Here is a 14,362-nt window from a genome sequence, read left to right on the forward strand (position 1 = left end):
GAGCCGCTAACCGAGCAGACCGGCGTCGAAGCAGGTGCGGTCGCCGGTGTGGCACGCGGCGCCGACCTGGTCGACCTTGAGCAGGATGGTGTCGCCGTCGCAGTCGAGGGCCACGCTCTTGACGTGCTGGACGTGCCCGGAGGTGTCGCCCTTGACCCACAGCCGGTCGCGGCTGCGCGACCAGTAGGTGGCCCGGCCGGTGGTGAGCGTGAGGTGCAGCGCCTCGTCGTTCATCCAGGCCATCATGAGCACTTCGCCGGTGTCGTGCTGCTGGGCGATGGCGGGCACGAGACCGTCCGCGTTGCGCTTCAGCCGTGCGGCGATCTCGGGGTCGAGGGACATGGTGCCATTCAACCAGCCCTCCCCCGTGCTCCCGCCTCCGGCTGGGCCAGCGCCTGCGACAAGGTGTCATGGATGGGGAACAGGGAAGCCAGGTTCGTCCTGCGCAGCCGCCGCAGCACCTGGCCGTCGGAGGCCACCAGCGCCATGGTGCCGTCCCTGTCGCGCAACGCGGCGAGCTGGCGCACCAGGACCCCGAGCCCGGTGGTGTCGATGAAGGTCAGCCCGGTCAGGTCGACCACCAGCCGCGTGCCGTCGGCCGCCATCGCCTCGTCGAGGCACCTCCTGACCCGGGCGACGTTGTCCACGTCGACCTCGCCCGCGAGGGCGACCACCACGATGTCCCCGTGCCTGCTGTGCGTCGTCTCCAGTACGTCCACGCCCATGCCTTTCATGACCCTTCCTGGGCGGCCCCGCCGAAAACGTACACCGGCGGGAACGGGTGACGGTGTGTTTTGCCGAGAACGCGCTACGTGATCGCGGGCATCACGGTAATTTCTAGGCGACGCGTGCTAGGGAGGACACATCGTGGTGCACGTCGCGGGTTCGGTCCTCGACCCGGATCTGGGGGACCACGTCTGCCTGCCGTTCGAGGGCGAGCGGGAGCGCATGACGACGACCAGGCAGTTCACACTCAACGGGCTGCGCCGCCGGACCAAGGTGGTGATCATCACCCATGCGGAGACCCCTGAGCGCACCCGGGGCTGGCTGGCGCCGCTCGTCCCGGGGTTCGACGACGCCGAGGCGGCCGGGCAGGTGGAGATCCTCTCCTGCGCCGACACGCACTTCACCGACGGCCGCCTCGACCCCGACCGCCTGCTGCACTCCCTGGCCGACGCCCACCACCGGGCGCGCAGGCACGGCCAGCACGGCGTCTACGCGCTGATCGACGCCTCCTGGGGAGCGCGCGACGCGCAGGCCCAGGCGGCGTTCGAGGCCACCGCCAACGAGCTGTTCGGCGAGCGCTGGCTGGCCGCGGTGTGCCAGTACGACCGCGAGCTGTTCCCCCTCGACGCCATCGAGCGGGCCACCGCGGTGCACCCCATCGCGCCCGAGCAGGCCCTGCTGCGCTTCGCCAGCACCTCCTCGCCGCCGGGTCTGCGGGTATGGGGCGACGTCGACCTGACCAACAGGCCGGCGTTCGGCTCGGTGTTGTCGCCGCTGCAGAAGGAGCCGGGGCAGGTCGTGATCGACGCCTCCCACCTCGACTTCATCGACGCCGGATCGGCCCGGCTGCTGACCGTCACGGCCGCGGCCAGGCCGTACGGCTCGACCGTGGTCGTCTGCGCCGAGCGGGTGGCCCGGGTGCTCCGGCTGGTCAGGGCCGACACGCACGTCGTCGTCCGCCGGGTGGGCGATGGGTAGGCAGGTGCTGCGCGCGACCTTCGCCCGCGGGCGCATCACGTTCCTGCGCAGGGCCGTGGCCGAGCAGGCCGCCTACGAGGGGCTGAGCGGCCGGCGGCTGGAGGACTTCGTGCTGGCGGTCAACGAGATCACCACCAACGCGGTCCTGCACGGCGGCGGCCAGGGGCGACTGCGGTTGTGGTCGGGCGAGGGACGGCTGTGGTGCGAGGTCACCGACCAGGGCCCGGGGCTGCCGCCCGGCTGGATGAGCGAGGCGCGCCCGCCCGCGGGGCTGGAGTTCCGCGGGCGGGGGCTGTGGCTGACCCGGATGTTGTGCGACCACATCACGATCGTGTCCGGCCCCGCGGGCACGAGCGTGACGTTCGCCGCCGCCCTCGACTAGGGACGCGCGCTCAGGAGTGCGCCGCCGAGACCCAGGAGGCGTGCAGATCGGCGTAGACGCCGGGCTGGGTGACCAGCTCGGCGTGCGGGCCGCGCTGCACCAGGCGGCCGGCGTCGAACACCAGCACCTCGTCGGCGTTCTCCGCCGTCGAGAGCCGGTGGGCGATCGAGACGGCCGTGCGGCCCCTGGTGACGCCCTCCAGCGCGCGGGCCAGACGCACCTCGGTGGCCGGGTCGACGGCCGAGGTGGCCTCGTCCAGCAGCAGCAGGTCGGGGTCGGCGAGGTAGGCGCGGGCCAGGGCGACGAGCTGGCGCTCGCCCGCCGACAGCGACTCCCCGCGCTGGCCGACGGGCGTGTCCAGGCCCGCCGGCAGGCCCTCGACCCAGTCGGCCAGGCCCAGCTCGGTCATCGCGAGCTGGATCTCCTCGCGGGTGGCCGGCGGCCTGCCGTACCGGACGTTGTCCTCCAGGGTGCCGTCGAACAGGAAGCCGTCCTGGGGGACCATGACGATGCGTTCGCGCAGGGAGGAGAAGCGCACGTCGCGCAGGTCGTGGCCGTCCACCGTGACACGGCCGCCGACCGGGTCCATGAGCCGGGTCAGCAGCTTGGCGAACGTGGTCTTGCCCGACCCGGTCTCGCCGACGACGGCGACGCGCGAGCGCGGCGGGATCTCCAGCGAGACCTCGCGCAGCACGGGAGGGCCGCCCGGGTAGGAGAAGTGCACGTTCTCGAAGGCCACCGAGATCGGGCCCCTGGGCAGCCGCACGCCCTTCTCGCCGGGGTCGGCGACGTCCGGCGGGGTGTCCAGGACGCCCAGGATGCGGCGGTACCCGGCCACCGCGTTCTGGGCCTCGTTCAGCACCTCGGTGGCGGTCTGCAGCGGCGAGACGAACAGCGTGACCAGGAAGAGGAAGGCCACCAGCTTGCCCGCGGTGATGTCGCCGGACACGCCGAGCCGGACGCCGAGCAGCACGATCCCGGCGATGGCCAGCGCGGCGACGATCTCGGTCAGCGGGAAGACGAAGCCGACGATGGTCTGCGCCTTGATCTGCGCGGCCCTGTTGGCGTCCACGGCCTTGTCGATGCGGTCCGCGGTACGCCGCTCGGAGGCGTAGGCCCTGATGACGGCGGCGCCGACGACGGACTCGCTGACCGCGGCGAGCATGTCGCCGGTCCGCTCGCGCACGGTCGTGTACGCCCGCGACAACAGCCGCTGGAACCGCGGCAGCGCGATCATCAGCGGCACGAAGCACACCCACACCAGCAGCGTGAGCTGCCAGGAGTAGACCAGCATGAGCACGCTGGCCACGAAGAGCTGGCCGAACGCCACGATGATCATCAGCCCGCCCCACTGCATGAACGTGCTGATCTGGTCGATGTCGTTGGTGACCCGCGAGACCAGCGCGCCGCGCCGCTCGCTGTTCTGGGTGAGCACCGACAGGTCGTGCACGTGCCGGAAGCCGCGCACGCGCAGGCTGGCCAGCGAGGACTCGGTGGCCTTGTACAGGCGCACGTTCATGATGTAGCCGGCCAGCGCGGTCAGCAGCACGGCCGCGGCGCACACCAGGACGGCCCGGGTGATGTACGGCAGGTCCGGCGTGCCGCTCTTGATGCCGGTGTCGATCGTCTGCTGCACCGCGATCGGTACGATGATCTTGCCGATGGTCGCCACGACGGCCAGCCCGAGCGTGCCGGCCAGCCCCTTGCGGAACTCGGGGGTGAGCGACAGGCCGTGCCAGATGGTGGCCAGCGCCGACCGCTCGACGTTGCCCTGGAGCGCCTCGCTCATGCGCTGACCTCTTCCTCTTCCTCTTCGGCGTCCGGGGCCGGCGACAGGTCGATGGCGGCCCGTTCGGCCTCCTCGCGTTCGTAGGCGGTCACCAGGTTGCGGTATCCGGGGCAGCGCACGAGCAGCTCCTCGTGGGTCCCGCGGTCCTCGACCCGGCCGTGGTCGAGGTAGACCACCTCGTCGGCCAGGGCGATGGTGGCCATCCGGTAGGCGACGACCACGACGGTCGTGGCCTCCGCGGTGTCCCGCAGCCCGTGCAGGATCTTGGCCTCGACCTGGGGGTCCACGCTGGAGGTGGCGTCGTCGAGGATGAGCAGGCGCGGGCGGCGGACCACCGCGCGGGCCAGCGCGATGCGCTGGCGCTGGCCGCCGGACAGCGACGCGCCGCGCTCGCCGACGCGGGTGTCGAGCCCGTCGCCCAGGCGGCCGACGAAGCCGTCGGCCTGGGCCAGGCGCAGCGCGGCCCACACGTCCTCGTCGCCGGCGTCCAGGCCGAGCGCGACGTTGCCGCGTACGGTGTCGTCGAACAGGAACGTCTGCTGCGGCACCAGCGCGGCCGAGCCGGCGATGGCGCCGTAGGGCAGGTCGCGCACGTCGACGCCGTCGAGCATCACCTGCCCGGAGCCGGGGTCGACGAGCCGGACCAGCAGCTGGACCAGGGTCGACTTGCCCGACCCGGTCGGCCCCACCAGGGCCACGGTACGGCCGGGCGGCACGTCGAAGGTGACGTCGTGCAGCACCTCGGCCTGGTCGTAGGCGTAGGACACGCCGGCCACCTTCAGCTCGGCGGGCCCGGACGAGGCCACGGGCGTGTCGCCGTAGTCCATGGAGCCCTCGGCGTCGAGCACGGCCTGCACCCGCTGCCAGCCGACGACGCTGCGCGGCAGCTCGGCCAGCACCCAGCCCAGCGCCCTGATCGGGAAGGCCAGCAGCGTGAACAGGTAGGCGACCTGCACCAGGTCGCCGGAGTCGATCGAGCCGGTGGACAGACGCAGCGCGCCGACCCCCAGCACGGCGAGCACGCCGATCGTGGGCAGCGCCTCCAGCATGGGGTCGAACAGCCCGCGCACCCGGCCGACGGCGATGTTGGCGTCGCGCAGCTCGTGGGCGCGGCGGCGGAACCGGTCGGTCTCCAGCTCCTCGCGGCCGAGGGTCTTGATGACCAGCGCGCCGTCGAAGCTCTCGTGCGCGATCTCGCTCACCTCGGCGCGCAGCTGCTGGGCGCGGGTGGCCAGGGGGCTGAGCCGGCGCTGGTAGACCAGGTTCAGCACGGCGATGGCCGGGAAGATCAGGAAGCCCACCAGCGCGAGCACGAGGTCGGTGAACAGCATGGCGACGGCCGCGGTGAACAGCATGACCAGCACGCCGACGGCCATCGGCAGCGGCGCGAGCGGCGCCCAGGCGGCCTCGGCGTCGGCGCTGGCGTTGGACAGCAGTTGCCCGGTCGGGTGCCGGTGGTGCCAGGACAGCGGCAGCCGCAGGTACTGCTTGGTCACGTCCCTGCGTGACCTGGCCTGCATGCGGTACTGCACGACGCCGGCCAGGATGCGCCGCCCCGCCACGCCGATCGCCTTGAGCAGCGCGGTGCCGATGATCAGCAGCGCGCCGGTCCACATGGCGCCGGCGGAGGTCCGGCCCTGGTCGAAGGCGGGCAGCACCACGTTCTGCGTCGCCCAGCCCAGTGCCCAGGCCGAGGCGACGGTCATGCCGCCGTAGACCGCGCTGGCCAGCGCGGCCATCGCGAACACGGCTCTCTCCGTGCGAATGGCCACCCCAAGGACCCGCAGTCCTTGACGCATGACGGCCGAGGTGACCTTGCTCGCCACTCGGTATTTTTCCCTTCAAACGTCGATATTTCTATCTATGTCCCTATCACGGCCGGTCGTCTCCTTATTCCCACAGGTAGGCTTGATCAGGTGACTCACGCTCGTGGCGAACGCACCGCGCTCTGCGACCTGTTCGACCGGCTCGGCCCCGACGCGCCCACGTTGTGCGAGGGGTGGACCACCTACGACCTGGCCGCCCACCTCGTGCTGCGCGAGCGCCGGCCGGACGCCATGGGCGGCATCGGGATCAGCGCGCTGGCGGGCTACACCGCCTCGGTCCAGAACGGCCTGAAGGCCAGGCACCCCTACCCCGAGCTGGTGGGCATCGCGCGCCGGCCGGGCGGCGTCTACGGGCTGCTGCCCTTCCTGGACAAGGCGGTCAACACGCTGGAGTTCTTCGTCCACCACGAGGACGTGCGCCGCGCGCAGCCCGGATGGGAGCCGCGCGAGCTGCCGGCCGACCTCGACGAGCTCATCTGGAAGCGGGTGTCGGCGGGCGCCCGGATCATGCTGCGCCGCTCGCCGGTGCGCCTGGTGCTGCGCCGCACGGGAGACGGTGCGAGAGACGGTGCGAGAGGCGGGGCGGTCGGCGGGGTGGCGCTCGGCGGGGCTCGGGAGGGCGCCAAGGTTCAGGTCACCGGCACGGCCCAGGAGCTGCTGCTGTTCTGCTTCGGCCGGCAGGAGCACGCCCGGGTGGAGCTGACCGGCGACGACGCGGCGGTGAGCCGGGCAACCGAAGCCCGGCTCGGATTCTGACCGAAACCCTCGGCCCAGAAACCCCTCGTCTTAAACCTCCAGCCCGTACGATGGCACAGGAAAGAAGCCCCCCGGTTAGGATCTTGGACATCTTCACAGAAGATGACCGTGATCGCCCAGATCCGGGTATATACGGCTGGGAATGGACTGCAGGAGGCCCCCCATGCAGGTCAAGAAGGTGGCTACGTACGTTCTGGTGGCGTTCGTGGTCTTCTACCTGTTCACCCGGCCGGCCCAGGCGGCGGCCGCGGTCAACGGCGTGTTTGACGGAATTGTCCAAGGAGCCAACCAATTGGCGGTCTTCTTTACGAACGTTCTGACCTGACGTTCGCGTTCTGTCCGCGCTAGGTGCTTCCACGCGCTGACAGATCGTGTTACGCAGGCAGGATGAGAGATCGCCCCAGCGGCAACAAGATCAATCAGCTCGATCCGCAGGCCCGGCGCGTCCTCGAACGGGCAGAGCTTGAGGGCATCGAGCTGATCCGTTTCCTGTACGCCGACCACGGTGGCGTGGTCCGTGGCAAGGCGGCGTCCCGGTCCCGGTTGGCCGAACGGCTCAACTCGGGCATCGGGCACACGGTGGCCATGATGGCGATGAACATGCTCGACCAGCTTCAGGAGGTCGAGCACCTGGGTCCGGTGGGCGAGGTTCGCATTGTCCCCGACCCGGCCACGTTCGTCCCGTTGCCCCATGCACCGGGCGCCGCCGCGATGCTGTCGGACCTGCGGCGGCCCGACGGCTCACCGTGGGAAGCCTGCGCCCGCACGTTCCTCAAGGACGCCGTGGCGGAGCTGGCCGGCGACGGCTACCGGATCGAGGCGGCCTTCGAGCCCGAGTTCACGCTCGGCCGCCGCCTGCCCGACCCCAATGGCGGCCCCGACCGGCTGGTGCCGCTCGACGACTCTCTCTGCTACGCCGGCACGGGCTTCGACACCGCGCACGACTACACGATCAGGCTCATGCGCGCGCTGGAGACCCAGGGCTTGCGCGTCGAGCACTACCACCCCGAGCTCGGCCCCGGCCAGCAGGAGCTGTCGGTGCACCACGCTCCCCCGCTGCGCGCCGCCGACAACCACGTGCTCTACCGGGAGACCGTGCGCGGCGTGGCGATGCGCATGTCGATGTGGGCCTCGCTGGCCCCCAAGCCCCTGGCGGACCAGGCCGGCAACGGCGCCCACCTGCACCTGTCGCTGTGGCGCGACACCCGGAACCTGTTCGCCGAGGACGGCCCGGAACGCGCGCACTTCATCGGCGGCCTGATCGCCCACCTGCCCGGCCTGACCGCCCTGACCTGCGGCAGCGTCAACAGCTTCCGCCGGCTCTCACCCCGCATGTGGTCCAGCGCGTACGCGGTCTACGGCCCCGACAACCGGGAGGCGGCCGTGCGCGTGTGCTCGCCGCTGGGCGAGAGCGGCGAGCCGAACCTGGAGCTGAAGCCGTCGGACTCCTCGGCCAACCCGTACCTGTCGCTCGGCGCGGTCATCCACGCGGGGCTCGACGGCATCCGCCGCAAGCTCGACCCGGGCGAGGCCGTGGACATCGATCCCGACACCGTGCCCGACCGCTATCCCCGCCTGCCCGGCTCCCTGGAGGAGGCGCTCGACGCGCTGGAGGCCGACGAGGTGCTCATGGAGGCGCTCGGGCCGTTGCGGCGCAGCGCGTACCTGGCGGTCAAACGTTCGGAGGCGGCCGCGTTCGCCGCCAAGGACGCCTCCTACGAGCTCTTCCACCACCTGCGGGTGTTCTGACCGCCCTGCTGGCCGCCCGCCGGCCCCGCGCCACCGGCCCCGCGCGGGCGGGGCCGGCAGGCGGCCTCAGCGGACCAGGTGGCCTCAGCGGACCGGGTGGCCCGCCATGCGCAATGTCTCCTTGACGTCGCCGATCTTCAGCGTGCCGAAGTGGAACACGCTGGCGGCCAGCACGGCGTCGGCCCCGGCCTCGATCGCCGGCGGGAAGTCCTCAAGCCGGCCGGCCCCGCCGCTGGCGATCACCGGCACCCGCACCGCCGCACGCACCGCGTGCAGCAGCTCCAGGTCGTAGCCGTCGAGGGTGCCGTCGCCGTCCATGGAGTTGAGCAGGATCTCGCCGACGCCCAGCTCCTCGCCGCGCGCCGACCACTCCACCGCGTCGATGCCGGTACCGCGCCGGCCGCCGTGGGTGGTCACCTCGAACCCGCTGGGCATGCCCGGCGCCCGGCGGGCGTCGACCGACAGCACCACGCACTGCGCGCCGAACCGCCGCGACGCCTCGGTCAGCAGCTCGGGCCTGGCGATGGCCGCGGTGTTCAGGGACACCTTGTCGGCCCCGGCCCGCAGCAGCCGGTTGACGTCGTCGACCGCGCGCACGCCGCCGCCCACGGTGAGCGGGATGAACACCTGCTCGGCGGTCCTGCGCACCACGTCGAGCATGGTCTCCCGCTCGCCGGACGAGGCGGTGATGTCGAGGAAGGTCAGCTCGTCGGCGCCCTCCTCGTCGTAGCGCCTGGCCAGCTCGACCGGATCTCCCGCGTCGCGCATGTTCTCGAAGTTGACGCCCTTGACGACCCGCCCGGCGTCGACGTCGAGACAGGGGATCACTCTTACCGCTACGGTCATGCTCGCAGTGCCTCGATTTCGATCTCGACCAGCATTCGAGGGTCGACCAGCCCGGCGACCCTCACTCCTGTGCAGGCGGGCCGCACGTGCCCGAAGACTTCGTAGATGGCCCGGCCGACGAGGTCGAAGTGGCGCTGCTCCACCACGTAGTAGCGGACCATGACGACGTCCTCGCGGGTCAGGCCGCCGACCTCGACGGCGTCCAGCGCGATGTCGATGGCGGTCAGGCTCTGCCGGTAGGCGTCGCCGACGTGGCGTACCTCGCCGTCGATCGTGGCCGTGCACCCGGAGACGATCACGCGCTCGCCCACGACCACGGCGCGGGCGTACCCGTACTTCTCCTCCCAGATGCCGCCCGAGAACACCCTCGGACCGGTGCTTTCCATGCTGACGCTCATTCCGCCCCCTCCCGGCGAAGCTAAACGCGTACCGCGGCCAGCGCGTCCTCAAGAGTGAACGCGTGAGCGTACAGGGCCCTGCCCACGATGGCTCCCTCCACTCCGTCCGGGACGAGAGAAGCCAGTGCCACCAGGTCGTCAAGACTGGACACGCCGCCACTGGCGATCACGGGCTTGTCGGTGTGTGCGCAGATCCGCCGGTAGAGGTCGAGGTTGGGCCCCTGCAGCATGCCGTCCTTGGTCACGTCGGTGACGACGTAGCGGGGGCAGCCGTCGGCCTCCAGGCGGTCGAGCACCTCCCACAGGTCGCCGCCCTCCTTGGTCCAGCCGCGGGCGGCCAGCGTGGTGCCGCGCACGTCGAGGCCCACCGCGATCCGGTCGCCGTGCTCGGCGATGATCTTCCGGCACCAGTCGGGGTTCTCCAGGGCGGCGGTGCCGATGTTGACCCGGCGGCAGCCGGTGGCCAGGGCGGCGGCCAGCGACTCGTCGTCGCGGATGCCGCCGGACAGCTCCACCTTGACGTCGAGCTTGCCGATCACCTCGCTGATCAGCTCCTTGTTGGAGCCCCTGCCGAACGCGGCGTCGAGGTCGACCAGATGGATCCACTCGGCGCCCGCCTCCTGCCAGGCCAGCGCCGCGGCGAGCGGCTCGCCGAAGCCGGTCTCGGTCCCGGCCTCACCCTGGACGAGGCGTACGGCCTGGCCATCGGCGACGTCCACGGCGGGAAGCAATACGAGCGACATTCAGGTCCTCCGGTCGAAAGCGAGGGTCACGACAACAGGTGCGAGCAGCAGGGAGAAGACGAACACGGCGAGGCTCACCGCGGGCGAGCCCCAGACCAGCCACACGATCGCCTGCACGATCAGGAAGCCGAGCGCCACCGCGACGTTCTGGGCGCGATGGCGGCGGGCGATCAGGCCGCCCTGCCGGGCGAACCTGACCGGGCGCGGGATCAGGCGGGCGATCAGAGCGCGGCGCCGGGCGCGGCGTGCCTGCCGCTCCTCGTTGAGCCGGATCGCGCGCGCCCGCTCGGCCTCCCGCTCGGCCCGCCGGCGCGCCCGCTCCTTGCTCATACCGTCTCTAGCCAGTTCCTCAGCAGGGCGGCTCCGGCGTCGCCGGACTTCTCCGGGTGGAACTGGGTGGCCATGAGCGGGCCGTTCTCGGCGGCGGCCACGAACGGCACGCCGTGCTCGGCCCACGTCACCACGGGCGCGGCGAAACCGGGGTCGGCCGGCTGCAGCTCCCACTCGCGCACGCCGTAGGAGTGCACGAAGTAGAAACGGGTGTCGGCGTCGAGGCCGGCGAACAGCACGCTCTCAGCGGGCGCCTTGACCGTGTTCCACCCCATGTGCGGCAGCACGGGCGCCTCCAGCCGCTCGACCGTGCCGGGCCACTCGCCGCAGCCCTCGGTCTCGACGCCGTGCTCGACGCCCCGCGCGAACAGGATCTGCATGCCGACGCAGATGCCCAGCACCGGACGCCCGCCGGCCAGGCGGCGGCCGATGACCCGGTCGCCGTGCACGCCCTTGAGCCCGGCCATGCAGGCCGCGAACGCGCCGACGCCCGGCACGACCAGCCCGTCGGCGTTGAGCGCCGCGTCGAAGTCGGCGGTCACGGTGACGTCCGCGCCCACCCTGGCCAGGGCCCGCTCGGCCGAGCGCAGGTTGCCCGAGCCGTAGTCGAGCACCACGATGTTCTTGCTCACCACCACAACACCCCCGCCGTGATCGCCATCGCCGCGCCGAGCGCGCAGACCGCGGCGCCCACCTTGAGACCCTGCTTGGCCAGCGAGAACACGCCGCCGCCGAGGAACAGCCCGAGGAACACCATGACGCCCGCGATGAGGTTGTCGGTCACAGCACACCCTTGGTGCTCGGCACGCCCGAGGCGCGCGGGTCGAGCTCGGACGCCTCGCGCATCGCCCTGGCCAGCGCCTTGAACTGGGCCTCGACGATGTGATGGGCGTTGCGCCCGTACGGCACGTGCACGTGCAGGCAGATGGCCGCCTGGGCCACCAGCGACTCCAGGATGTGCCGGGTCATCGTCGTGTCGTAGTCGGGGCCGATCATCGGGGCCATGCCCGCGGGCTCGGTGTGCACGAGGTACGGTCGCCCGGACAGGTCGACCGTGACCTGGGCCAGCGACTCGTCCAGCGGGCACGACGCGCTGCCGAACCGCCGGATGCCGGACTTGTCGCCCAGCGCCTGGCGGAAGGCCGCGCCCAGCGCCAGCGCGGTGTCCTCGATCGTGTGGTGGGAGTCGATGTGCAGGTCGCCCTCGGTCTTGACGGTCAGGTCGAACAGACCGTGCTTGCCGAGCTGGGCCAGCATGTGGTCGAAGAAGCCCACCCCGGTCGAGACGTCGACCAGGCCGGTGCCGTCGAGGCCCACCTCGACCAGGACCGAGGTCTCCTTCGTTGCCCGCTCCACGCGCCCTACGCGACTCACAGAACCTCCTCCATCGCGGCGCGGAAGGCCGCCATCTCCTCGCCGGTGCCGATCGACACACGCAGCCATTCTGGCGGGCCCACCTCGCGGATGAGCACACCGCGTGCCAGCAGGCCCTCCCACACCTTGCGCCGGTCGGGGAACCGCCCGAACAGCACGAAATTGGCGTCGGAGTCGGCCACCGACAGCCCCTTGCCGCGCAGCCAGGCGACCGTGGCGTCGCGTTCGGCGCGCAGCGCGTCGACCGTGCCGAGCAGCTCGGCGCGGTGGCGCAGCGCGACCCGCGCGGCCGTCTGGGTGAGCGTGGACAGGTGGTACGGCAGCCGCACCAGCAGCAGCGCCTGCACCACGGCCGGGTGCGCGGCCAGGTAGCCGAGGCGGGTGCCGGCCATGGCGAACGCCTTGGACATCGTGCGGGTGACGATCAGCCTCGGGTGCCGCGGCAGCAGCGTGAGCGCCGACGGAGTGCCCTGGCGGGCGAACTCGGCGTAGGCCTCGTCGATCACCACCACGCCCGGCGCGGCGGCCAGCACGGCCTCGATCGTCGACAGCGGCTGCGCGGTGCCGGTCGGGTTGTTGGGCGAGGCCAGGAAGACGATGTCGGGCCGGTGCTCCTCGATCGCCGCGACGGCCTTGCCGGGGTCGAGGGAGAAGTCGTCCTCGCGGACGGCGCTGATCCACTCGGTGCTGGTGCCGGTGGTGAGGATCGGGTGCATCGAGTACGACGGCTCGAACCCGATGGCGGTGCGCCCGTGGCCGCCGAAGGCCTGCAGGATCTGCTGGAGCACCTCGTTGGAGCCGTTGGCCGCCCACACCTGCTCGGGGCTCAGCCCGTGGCCCAGGTAGGCGGCCAGGTCGGCGCGCAGCCCGGTGGCGTCGCGGTCGGGGTAGCGGTTGAGCTCGCCCGCGTTCGCCGCGACGGCCTGCGCCAGGTCGGCGACCAGCGCGGGCGAGGGCGGATAGGGGTTCTCGTTGGTGTTGAGCCGGACCGGCACGTCGATCTGCGGCGCGCCGTAGGGCGAGCGGCCCTTCAGGTCGTCGCGGATCGGCAGGTCGTCGAGGGTCACATCGGCGGGGTTCACTCTGACTCCGTGGGGACTCGCCAGTCGAAGCGGGCGCGGATCGCGGCGCCGTGCGCCGGCAGGTCTTCGGCATCGGCCAGCACCGACACGTGGGCCGCCGCGCCGGCCAGCGCGTCGCGGGTGTAGTCGACGACGTGGATGCCGCGCAGGAACGACTGCACCGACAGGCCGCTGGAGTGGCAGGCGCAGCCGCCGGTGGGCAGCACGTGGTTGGACCCGGCGAGGTAGTCGCCGAGCGAGACCGGCGCGTAGGGGCCGACGAAGATCGCCCCGGCGTTGCGGATCCGGGCCGCGACCTCGGCCGCGCCGGCGGTGTGGATCTCCAGGTGCTCGGCCGCGTACGCGTCGACGACCTTGATGCCGTCGTCGATCGAGGAGACCAGCACGATGCCCGACTGCCGGCCGCCCAGCGCCTCGGTGATGCGCTCGGAGTGGCGGGTGGCCGAGACCTGGCCCGGCAGCTCCTTCTCGACCGCCTCGGCCAGCTCAAGGCTGGTGGTGACCAGGACGGCGGCGGCGATCGTGTCGTGCTCGGCCTGGCTGATCAGGTCGGCGGCGACGTGCACCGGGTCGGCGGTCTCGTCGGCCAGGATGGCGATCTCGGTGGGGCCGGCCTCGGAGTCGATGCCGATGCGGCCCTTGAGCAGGCGCTTGGCGGCGGCGACCCAGATGTTGCCGGGGCCGGTCACCATGGTCGCGGGCGGGCACTCCTCGGTGCCGTAGGCGAACATGGCCACGGCCTGCGCCCCGCCCACGGAGTAGACCTCGTCGACGCCGAGCAGCGCGCACGCGGCCAGGATGGTGGGGTGGGGCAGCCCGCCGAACTCCTTCTGGGCCGGACTGGTGACGGCCAGCGAGGCGACGCCCGCCTCCTGGGCCGGGACGACGTTCATGACCACGCTGGAGGGATAGACGGCACGGCCGCCGGGCACGTAGAGGCCCACCCGGTCGACCGGCACCCAGCGCTCGGTCACCGTGCCGCCGGGCACGACCTGCGTGGTGACGTCGGAACGGCGCTGGTCGCGGTGGACCAGCCGGGCCCGCCTGATCGACTCCTCCAGCGCGGCCCTGACCCGGGGGTCGAGCTCGTCGAGCGCCCGCCGGACGACGTCGGCGGGGACGCGGGCGGAGGCGATCTCGACACCGTCGAACCTGGCGGTCAGCTCCCGTACGGCTGCCGCCCCGCGATGGCGCACGTCGTCGCAGATGGGCCGCACCTTCTCCAGGGCGGCCTCGACGTCGAGCTCGGCGCGGGGCAGCACGTCGCGCAGGTCCGCAGGAAGGGAACCGCCGAGGCAGCGGTCGACGAAGGCCGCGTACTCGTCCAGCTGGCCGCCGGCCATCTGCGAGAACAGCAGCTCGACCCGGGTGTTCTCGTGGTTG

At 72.0% G+C, this 14,362-nt stretch carries 18 protein-coding genes; 5 read left to right on the forward strand and 13 right to left on the reverse strand.

The annotated features are described in order from the left end of the window. Positions 1-6: 6 nt before the first annotated feature. Positions 7-342, reverse strand: coding sequence for a phosphoribosyl-AMP cyclohydrolase (hisI, locus tag ACWEJ6_RS22740; protein ID WP_358293877.1), 336 nt, complete (start codon positions 340-342; stop codon positions 7-9). A gap of 8 nt (positions 343-350) precedes the next feature. Continuing rightward, on the reverse strand, positions 351-734 hold the full coding sequence (locus ACWEJ6_RS22745) for an STAS domain-containing protein (RefSeq protein ID WP_387666526.1): 384 nt from the start codon (positions 732-734) through the stop codon (positions 351-353). 133 nt (positions 735-867) lie between these two features. Here ACWEJ6_RS22745 and ACWEJ6_RS22750 point away from each other — a divergent pair, with 133 nt between their 5' ends. Both ACWEJ6_RS22750 and ACWEJ6_RS22755 read left to right on the forward strand, forming a co-directional pair. Then, complete coding sequence (locus ACWEJ6_RS22750; RefSeq protein WP_452425961.1) at positions 868-1,704, forward strand: MEDS domain-containing protein; 837 nt, start codon at positions 868-870, stop codon at positions 1,702-1,704. Next, entirely contained in the window at positions 1,697-2,086 is a 390-nt protein-coding gene (locus ACWEJ6_RS22755) for an ATP-binding protein (protein ID WP_452425963.1), read from the forward strand. The genes ACWEJ6_RS22750 and ACWEJ6_RS22755 overlap by 8 nt, the downstream gene beginning before the upstream one ends. 10 nt (positions 2,087-2,096) lie before the next feature. On the opposite strand, the gene ACWEJ6_RS22760 is transcribed toward ACWEJ6_RS22755, so the two are convergent. Both ACWEJ6_RS22760 and ACWEJ6_RS22765 read right to left on the reverse strand, forming a co-directional pair. After that, the gene (locus ACWEJ6_RS22760) at positions 2,097-3,875 is read right to left on the reverse strand and encodes an ABC transporter ATP-binding protein (RefSeq protein ID WP_387666518.1); all 1,779 of its coding nucleotides are present in this window, start codon (positions 3,873-3,875) and stop codon (positions 2,097-2,099) included. Then, positions 3,872-5,674, reverse strand: coding sequence for an ABC transporter ATP-binding protein (locus tag ACWEJ6_RS22765; protein WP_452425978.1), 1,803 nt, complete (start codon positions 5,672-5,674; stop codon positions 3,872-3,874). Before ACWEJ6_RS22765 ends, ACWEJ6_RS22760 begins: the two co-directional genes overlap by 4 nt. Before the next feature lie 117 nt (positions 5,675-5,791). Between ACWEJ6_RS22765 and ACWEJ6_RS22770 the strand changes: the two genes are divergently transcribed. The 3 genes from ACWEJ6_RS22770 to ACWEJ6_RS22780 all read left to right on the forward strand — a co-directional run bounded on the left by ACWEJ6_RS22770 (position 5,792) and on the right by ACWEJ6_RS22780 (position 8,206). Continuing rightward, the gene (locus ACWEJ6_RS22770) at positions 5,792-6,457 is read left to right on the forward strand and encodes a TIGR03085 family metal-binding protein (protein ID WP_452425965.1); all 666 of its coding nucleotides are present in this window, start codon (positions 5,792-5,794) and stop codon (positions 6,455-6,457) included. Between the two features lie 163 nt (positions 6,458-6,620). After that, a complete protein-coding gene (locus ACWEJ6_RS22775; protein WP_185844438.1) occupies positions 6,621-6,782 on the forward strand; it encodes a hypothetical protein in 162 nt (53 codons plus the stop codon). Between the two features lie 62 nt (positions 6,783-6,844). Beyond that, the gene (locus tag ACWEJ6_RS22780; RefSeq protein WP_452425967.1) at positions 6,845-8,206 is read left to right on the forward strand and encodes a glutamine synthetase family protein; all 1,362 of its coding nucleotides are present in this window, start codon (positions 6,845-6,847) and stop codon (positions 8,204-8,206) included. An 84-nt stretch (positions 8,207-8,290) separates the two neighbouring features. Here ACWEJ6_RS22780 and hisF read toward each other — a convergent pair whose 3' ends face one another. The 9 genes from hisF to hisD are packed head-to-tail and all read right to left on the reverse strand — an operon-like array spanning position 8,291 to position 14,322. Next, on the reverse strand, positions 8,291-9,052 hold the full coding sequence (gene hisF / locus ACWEJ6_RS22785; RefSeq protein WP_352358369.1) for an imidazole glycerol phosphate synthase subunit HisF: 762 nt from the start codon (positions 9,050-9,052) through the stop codon (positions 8,291-8,293). Then, the gene (locus ACWEJ6_RS22790; RefSeq protein WP_352326354.1) at positions 9,049-9,438 is read right to left on the reverse strand and encodes a Rid family hydrolase; all 390 of its coding nucleotides are present in this window, start codon (positions 9,436-9,438) and stop codon (positions 9,049-9,051) included. The genes hisF and ACWEJ6_RS22790 overlap by 4 nt, the downstream gene beginning before the upstream one ends. Positions 9,439-9,470: 32 nt before the next feature. Then, a complete protein-coding gene (gene priA / locus ACWEJ6_RS22795; protein WP_352326353.1) occupies positions 9,471-10,193 on the reverse strand; it encodes a bifunctional 1-(5-phosphoribosyl)-5-((5-phosphoribosylamino)methylideneamino)imidazole-4-carboxamide isomerase/phosphoribosylanthranilate isomerase PriA in 723 nt (240 codons plus the stop codon). Next, positions 10,194-10,523: a hypothetical protein gene (locus ACWEJ6_RS22800; protein ID WP_358293888.1), complete on the reverse strand. Its 330-nt coding sequence runs from the start codon at positions 10,521-10,523 to the stop codon at positions 10,194-10,196. Beyond that, a complete protein-coding gene (gene hisH / locus ACWEJ6_RS22805) occupies positions 10,520-11,155 on the reverse strand; it encodes an imidazole glycerol phosphate synthase subunit HisH (RefSeq protein ID WP_387666505.1) in 636 nt (211 codons plus the stop codon). The genes ACWEJ6_RS22800 and hisH overlap by 4 nt, the downstream gene beginning before the upstream one ends. After that, on the reverse strand, positions 11,152-11,307 hold the full coding sequence (locus ACWEJ6_RS22810; protein ID WP_358293892.1) for a hypothetical protein: 156 nt from the start codon (positions 11,305-11,307) through the stop codon (positions 11,152-11,154). Before ACWEJ6_RS22810 ends, hisH begins: the two co-directional genes overlap by 4 nt. Next, on the reverse strand, positions 11,304-11,897 hold the full coding sequence (gene hisB, locus ACWEJ6_RS22815; protein WP_352326348.1) for an imidazoleglycerol-phosphate dehydratase HisB: 594 nt from the start codon (positions 11,895-11,897) through the stop codon (positions 11,304-11,306). Before hisB ends, ACWEJ6_RS22810 begins: the two co-directional genes overlap by 4 nt. Next, positions 11,894-12,979, reverse strand: coding sequence for a histidinol-phosphate transaminase (locus ACWEJ6_RS22820; protein ID WP_387666501.1), 1,086 nt, complete (start codon positions 12,977-12,979; stop codon positions 11,894-11,896). The genes hisB and ACWEJ6_RS22820 overlap by 4 nt, the downstream gene beginning before the upstream one ends. After that, positions 12,976-14,322, reverse strand: coding sequence for a histidinol dehydrogenase (gene hisD / locus ACWEJ6_RS22825; RefSeq protein ID WP_452425980.1), 1,347 nt, complete (start codon positions 14,320-14,322; stop codon positions 12,976-12,978). The genes ACWEJ6_RS22820 and hisD overlap by 4 nt, the downstream gene beginning before the upstream one ends. Positions 14,323-14,362: the final 40 nt, after the last annotated feature.

Source organism: Nonomuraea sp. NPDC004702 (genome assembly GCF_053601695.1).